We start from the raw sequence: 5,639 nt of genomic DNA on the forward strand, positions 1-5,639 counted from the left end.
CTCTTGGCTATGTGCTTGGCACTATCAACCCGCACTGGGGACTTTCACCCGTTAGATTGCACCCATGCCGGGCGCACGGATAAAAGGCTCCCATTTCGGAGCCTTCTTTTTTTGTTGAAGCTTCCTCTGGATTGTGTTAGGATTTTATATATAGAAGTGAAATGTTTATTTCAACAAGATTATCCTACAAAAATAAATAGGAGGTGTCCAGATGACAAAAAAACTGGCAATAATCTTCACTGGCGGAACCATTTCAATGAAATTCGATCCTGAGCTTCACGCTGCAATACCTGCATTGAATGCTGATGAAATTGTTAGTACCCTTAAGAACATCGAAGATATAGCAGATGTTGAGGTAATAAACTATGCAAATCTACCAAGTCCTCATATTACTCCATCCATAATGATGGATGTTTATCATCTTGTTATGGAAAAACTAGCTGATCCCACAATTGATGGTGTTATTGTAACTCATGGTACTGATACCATGGAAGAAACAGCATATATGCTTGATCTTTTGATAGATTCACCCAAACCTGTGGTAGTTGTTGGAGCCATGAGAAATTTTTCAGAACTTGGGTATGACGGGGCTAGTAATTTGTCAGCAGCTATTTGTACTGCGGTTTCGGATAGGTCAAGAGACAAAGGTGTACTCGTTGTAATGAACAATGAGGTCAATGCAGCCAGTCAGGTTACCAAGACAAACACACTTTCACTGGACACCTTCAAATCTCCCGAATTTGGAGCACTTGGAATTGTTGATAATGATGAAATAATCTATTACAGAAGTATTGTCTCCAGACAGGTAATTGGTTCAAAAAAAATCGAGGAAAAAGTTGCCTTGATAAAAGCAGTAGCAGGAATGGAGTCAGACATGATAGACTTTTGTATAGATAGTGGTTACAAAGGTATTGTTATTGAAGCAATGGGCAGGGGTAATCTTCCTCCTCAGATGGTCCCAGGAGTTAAGAGGGCAATTGAGAAAAATATCCCAGTAGTTCTTGTATCCAGATGCAACACTGGTAGAGTCCTCTACACATATGGATATGAAGGTGGAGGAAAACAGCTAAGGGATATGGGAGCAATACTAGGTGGAAATCTCCCTGGACAAAAAGCTAGAATCAAATTGATGTTGATTTTAGGTAGAACCACTGATTACCAGGAAGTAAAGGAACTGTTTGAATTAAATCTCTATTAGAATTTATCAGGCGCCTTCATGATCATATGGGCGCCTGATTTTTCTTTCACTTCATTATATTTTCAAGATCCTCAATATCACAACTCTCCACATCAATTTTGTGATGTTTCAAGCTTTCTGTAAACTTCAATCCTGATGCAGTTGCAATACATACAATCTTTGAGTCAGATGGTATAGTTCCTTCATTGATCAGCTTATTTGCAGCTGCCAGAGATGTCGCCGAAGCTGGTTGTACAAAAATCCCCGATTTAGCCAGAACCCTTTGGTGAACAATAATATCTTCTTCAGATACACCTACCGCCAAACCTCTATTCTTATTGATTAGCCTTAGAACCTGATTCCCACTTGGTGGAAAAGGGTTTTCTATAGCATGAGCGATTGTTCCATATTCCCTAAGTTGTTCAACTTTATCAGAACCAGACTCAAATGCTCTTACAATCGGATTACACCCCTTTGCCTGTGAAGCTATTAAAATCGGCATTCTATCTGTTATTCCACTTAGTTGCAACTCTCTGAAACCTTTTTCAATTCCTCTGAAATTCCCTCCAGCACTGGTTGGTATGATAATATAATCAGGTATTTTCGAACCAAGTTGCTCATATATTTCAAAAGCTGTAGTTTTATAGCCTTCCACTCTGTAAGGGGCATCTGAATTTATGAAATATATTCCATTTTCCTGTCCCAATCTGATGCTTTCACTATATAACTCTCTATAGTTTCCTTTGACCTTAATGAGTCTTGGTCCGTATATTCCTATTGGTCCAATCTTTTCTTCAGCCATTTCTTCTTTTACCAGAATGGTTGCCTGAATACCAGCCTTTGCTGCATAAGCTGCAACTGAAGCAGCCATATTCCCTGTTGAAACCGTACCAATCTTTTTAATTCCTTTAGCTTTGGCTCTAAGGATACCAGTTAATGTACCCCTATCCTTAAATGACCAGGTAGGATTCATTCCTTCATTCTTAATATATATGTTGCTACCTTTGATTTCATCATTAACTTTTCCTAAATGGACTAAAGGAGTAGTTCCTTCTCCAAGACTTAAACTATCGTCCAAATCCAGAAATGGAAAAAAAGAACCATATCTATTAAAAATACCTTTCTCCATTGGAAACTCTTCAGATATTTGTCCATCGTGAACAGGCACAGTTTCCAAAGGCTCATCACATTTAATACATCTTCCTGTTTTGGTTTCATCGTCATATAGCTCATTACAATTTGTACATATAAGCTGGTGCATAAGTATCTCCCCCTATTTGAAAGTAGTTAAGTGTTCTGAAGCTTCTTTAGCGATATCGACAATAATTTTTATCCATCGATCCTTATTGTCTTGGTTGAATCTGCTGTTGGGTCCTGATATTGACAAACAAGCCATAAGCTCATCCTGTGGTCCAAAAACAGGTGCTGCTATGCACGAAACTTCTTCGTCCCTCTCTTCAACATCAAAACCATATCCATCTTTTTTGATTCTTTGAAGCTCTTTCACTAATTCTTCTTTTTTAGTTATGGTATTATCAGTGAACTTTATAAGATCAAGACCATCTATTATCTCGTTTCTTTCAGCCTGCTCCTTATATGCTAAAAATATCTTGCCGCTTGCAGTACAATGCAATGGCGCGGTAGCTCCCGTCTTTGTAAACATCTTAATCATTTTGTCACTTTCCTCTTGGGCTACATATACAATTTCTTCACCTTCCAGTATTGTAAGATTTGCAGTTTCTCCAGTATAATCTCTTAATTTCACTAAAAATGGCTTCAGTTCATCCGATATATTATTTTGATTATATGCTGTCATGCCCAATTGCCATAACTTAATGCTCAGTTTGTATTTTTTAGTATTTTCATTTTGGGTGATTATATTTGATTCCTTTAATGTATTAAGAATATGATAAGTAGCACTTACTCCATAGCCCAATGCTTCACTAATTTCTGTTGCCCCTTGTTCATGTTCCTGTTCTGCAATATAATTGATTATATCAAAAGCTTTTTTTACTGATCCGATAGTCTTTTTTTGCTTAGATTTTTTTTCCAAGACATCCCTCCGTTCAACTATTATTATTGTACACTATTTTGTCTATTGGTAAAAGCAATTTCCAATAATCAATCTGAAAGGCAGCTGATAAAATGAAGCTACTAAAAAGCATAATGGATATTAGACTGGATTTTAATCCATTAATTCCGATAGATGATATTTGTTTCTTTGATATAGAAACCACAGGTTTAAGCAGAGATTATCATAACGTTTATCTTATTGGCTTACTCTTCAATAACAAAACAAACAACAGCTGGACACTTATCCAGCTATTTGCCGACTATATTGAAGAGGAAGAAAGAATTCTACTTGAATTCGTTGACAGGGTCAAGGATTTTCAAAAATTAGTATCATATAATGGCGACTCATTTGATATCCCATTCGTTAAGAAAAGACTCCATAAATACGGTCATAATTGGGAAAATGTTGAATCTGTTGATTTGTATAAATATCTAAGAGAAAACAAAAGTCTCATAGATATCCCAAACCTAAAACTCAAGACTGTTGAAAAATATCTAGGTATTGAACGAATAGACTTTCTCACGGGTAAAGAATGTATTAATCTGTACAAATCCTATGTAAACAATAATAGTGATCATCTTCTTAAGGCCATCCTTCAGCATAACTATGATGACTTGCAGTATATGCCACATCTTCTGAAACTCTACAATCTTCTTGAAGATGAAAAAACAGTAAGGATAGAGTCTGCGGATCCAAATGTAATATTGCATATCGATAATATAGCCTTTATTGGGAATAACCTTGTTATTACTGGTAAATATGAACCCTCATTTTCAATACCTTGGATGTATTACCAACCATTCTATACAATCAATATGAATAGCGAAAATGCTTTCAATTTAACTGTTGAAATTAAAAAAGCCAGATTATCTGATGATATTCTGGCTGATATAGCTGATATAAGATTGATAGCTAACAATAATATTAAAACTGATCTTTCTCCTTATGATACCCCAAAAGGAATACTGGTTTTAAGAACAGGCAATAATATTTATATCAAAAACATCAAGGCAATTGTAGAAAATTTATTTCTTACACACTATAACAATAGACAATAAAAAAACAAACCTCAGGGTTTGTTTTTTTGTGTGGTGGGCCTTCAGGGACTCGAACCCCAGACCTACCGGTTATGAGCCGGGCGCTCTAACCAACTGAGCTAAAGGCCCTTAAATCAGTTTTACTTGATTTAAGTGGTGGACCTGGGTGGACTCGAACCACCGACCTCACGCTTATCAGGCGTGCGCTCTAACCACCTGAGCTACAAGTCCATACATTATTGTTGGTTTTTTCAGTTGTATTGGACTTTTTGCGTGCCCAGCCGGTTAATAGCCGTAACTTGTTACGTTGCAATTTAGCGGATAGGGTGCAAGTCCATACGTTATTGTTTTTAATAAATTGGCAGGGGTGGAAGGAATCGAACCCTCATCGACGGTTTTGGAGACCGTTGTTATACCGTTTAACTACACCCCTTTAAAATTTAAAAAAACTAAAAAAAAAAGATAATTAAATCTTATGGTGCCCAGAGCCGGAATCGAACCAGCGACACGTGGATTTTCAGTCCACTGCTCTACCGACTGAGCTATCTGGGCTAATGATTATGCCATTATGTAGTTGGTGGGCCTTCAGGGACTCGAACCCCGGACCTACCGGTTATGAGCCGGGCGCTCTAACCAACTGAGCTAAAGGCCCCCATACTATTTTGGCGGAGAAGGAGGGATTTGAACCCTCGCGCCCCGTGAAGGACCTACTCCCTTAGCAGGGGAGCCTCTTCAGCCACTTGAGTACTTCTCCTTCTGGCGGAGAGGGTGGGATTCGAACCCACGTGGGCGTTAACCCTAACGGTTTTCAAGACCGCCCCGTTATGACCACTTCGGTACCTCTCCATAAAACTGGTGACCCATCCGCGACTCGAACGCGGGACACCCTGATTAAAAGTCAGGTGCTCTGCCAACTGAGCTAATGGGTCATATTAAATTCATACCAAAGTATAATTTATACCAAGCAATCTTGCCTGATATAAAATGAAAATGGCTGGGGTGACAGGACTCGAACCTGTGGAATGCTAGAGTCAAAGTCTAGTGCCTTACCGGCTTGGCTACACCCCAACAATATGGTGCACCTAGGAGGATTCGAACCTCCGGCACACGGATTAGAAGTCCGTTGCTCTATCCAACTGAGCTATAGGTGCAAGTAAGTTGTTTAATGGAGCGGGTGAAGGGAATCGAACCCTCGCAATCAGCTTGGAAGGCTGGAGCTCTACCACTGAGCTACACCCGCACATTGTTATGCATGTATTGAAGTATTGAACATGAAATGGTGGAGGAGACTGGATTCGAACCAGTGAAAGCTCAGCTAACGGATTTACAGTCCGTCCCCTTTGGCCAACTC

4 protein-coding genes and 11 tRNA genes are annotated in these 5,639 nt (G+C 38.8%); 2 read left to right on the forward strand and 13 right to left on the reverse strand.

The window, feature by feature from the left end:
• Positions 1–211: 211 nt before the first annotated feature.
• The gene (locus ACOEN1_RS13085) at positions 212–1,198 is read left to right on the forward strand and encodes an asparaginase (RefSeq protein WP_422487347.1); all 987 of its coding nucleotides are present in this window, start codon (positions 212–214) and stop codon (positions 1,196–1,198) included.
• Between the two features lie 46 nt (positions 1,199–1,244).
• On the opposite strand, the gene thrC is transcribed toward ACOEN1_RS13085, so the two are convergent.
• Entirely contained in the window at positions 1,245–2,438 is a 1,194-nt protein-coding gene (thrC, locus tag ACOEN1_RS13090; protein ID WP_422487348.1) for a threonine synthase, read from the reverse strand.
• A gap of 12 nt (positions 2,439–2,450) precedes the next feature.
• Positions 2,451–3,230, reverse strand: coding sequence for an IclR family transcriptional regulator (locus ACOEN1_RS13095; RefSeq protein ID WP_422487349.1), 780 nt, complete (start codon positions 3,228–3,230; stop codon positions 2,451–2,453).
• A gap of 92 nt (positions 3,231–3,322) precedes the next feature.
• Between ACOEN1_RS13095 and ACOEN1_RS13100 the strand changes: the two genes are divergently transcribed.
• Positions 3,323–4,309 (forward strand): ribonuclease H-like domain-containing protein, encoded by a 987-nt coding sequence (locus tag ACOEN1_RS13100; RefSeq protein ID WP_422487350.1) that lies wholly within the window; start codon positions 3,323–3,325, stop codon positions 4,307–4,309.
• A gap of 31 nt (positions 4,310–4,340) precedes the next feature.
• On the opposite strand, the gene ACOEN1_RS13105 is transcribed toward ACOEN1_RS13100, so the two are convergent.
• The 11 genes from ACOEN1_RS13105 to ACOEN1_RS13155 form a co-directional block, all read right to left on the reverse strand.
• A tRNA-Ile gene (locus ACOEN1_RS13105) sits at positions 4,341–4,417 on the reverse strand.
• Between the two features lie 25 nt (positions 4,418–4,442).
• A tRNA-Ile gene (locus ACOEN1_RS13110) sits at positions 4,443–4,519 on the reverse strand.
• 128 nt (positions 4,520–4,647) lie between these two features.
• Positions 4,648–4,721, reverse strand: a tRNA-Trp gene (locus ACOEN1_RS13115).
• Between the two features lie 43 nt (positions 4,722–4,764).
• Positions 4,765–4,840: transfer RNA gene (locus ACOEN1_RS13120), tRNA-Phe, on the reverse strand.
• Between the two features lie 23 nt (positions 4,841–4,863).
• Positions 4,864–4,940: transfer RNA gene (locus ACOEN1_RS13125), tRNA-Ile, on the reverse strand.
• Between the two features lie 11 nt (positions 4,941–4,951).
• Positions 4,952–5,042: transfer RNA gene (locus tag ACOEN1_RS13130), tRNA-Ser, on the reverse strand.
• Positions 5,043–5,045: 3 nt separating this feature from the next.
• Positions 5,046–5,134 (reverse strand) — tRNA-Ser (locus ACOEN1_RS13135).
• A gap of 7 nt (positions 5,135–5,141) precedes the next feature.
• Positions 5,142–5,217, reverse strand: a tRNA-Lys gene (locus ACOEN1_RS13140).
• A 62-nt stretch (positions 5,218–5,279) separates the two neighbouring features.
• Positions 5,280–5,356, reverse strand: a tRNA-Gln gene (locus tag ACOEN1_RS13145).
• Between the two features lie 6 nt (positions 5,357–5,362).
• Positions 5,363–5,439 (reverse strand) — tRNA-Arg (locus tag ACOEN1_RS13150).
• Between the two features lie 15 nt (positions 5,440–5,454).
• A tRNA-Gly gene (locus tag ACOEN1_RS13155) sits at positions 5,455–5,528 on the reverse strand.
• Positions 5,529–5,639 lie beyond the last annotated feature (111 nt).

The sequence above is a fragment of the Gudongella sp. DL1XJH-153 genome (assembly GCF_049310905.1).
GTDB lineage: Bacteria > Bacillota > Clostridia > Tissierellales > Tissierellaceae > Gudongella.

Excerpts from the sequence above, each read along its gene's own strand:
- ACOEN1_RS13085 (WP_422487347.1), top strand. The coding sequence starts at position 212 with ATGACAAAAAAACTGGCAATAATCTTCACTGGCGGAACCATTTCAATG.
- thrC (WP_422487348.1), bottom strand. The coding sequence starts at position 2,438 with ATGCACCAGCTTATATGTACAAATTGTAATGAGCTATATGACGATGAA.
- ACOEN1_RS13100 (WP_422487350.1), top strand. The coding sequence starts at position 3,323 with ATGAAGCTACTAAAAAGCATAATGGATATTAGACTGGATTTTAATCCA.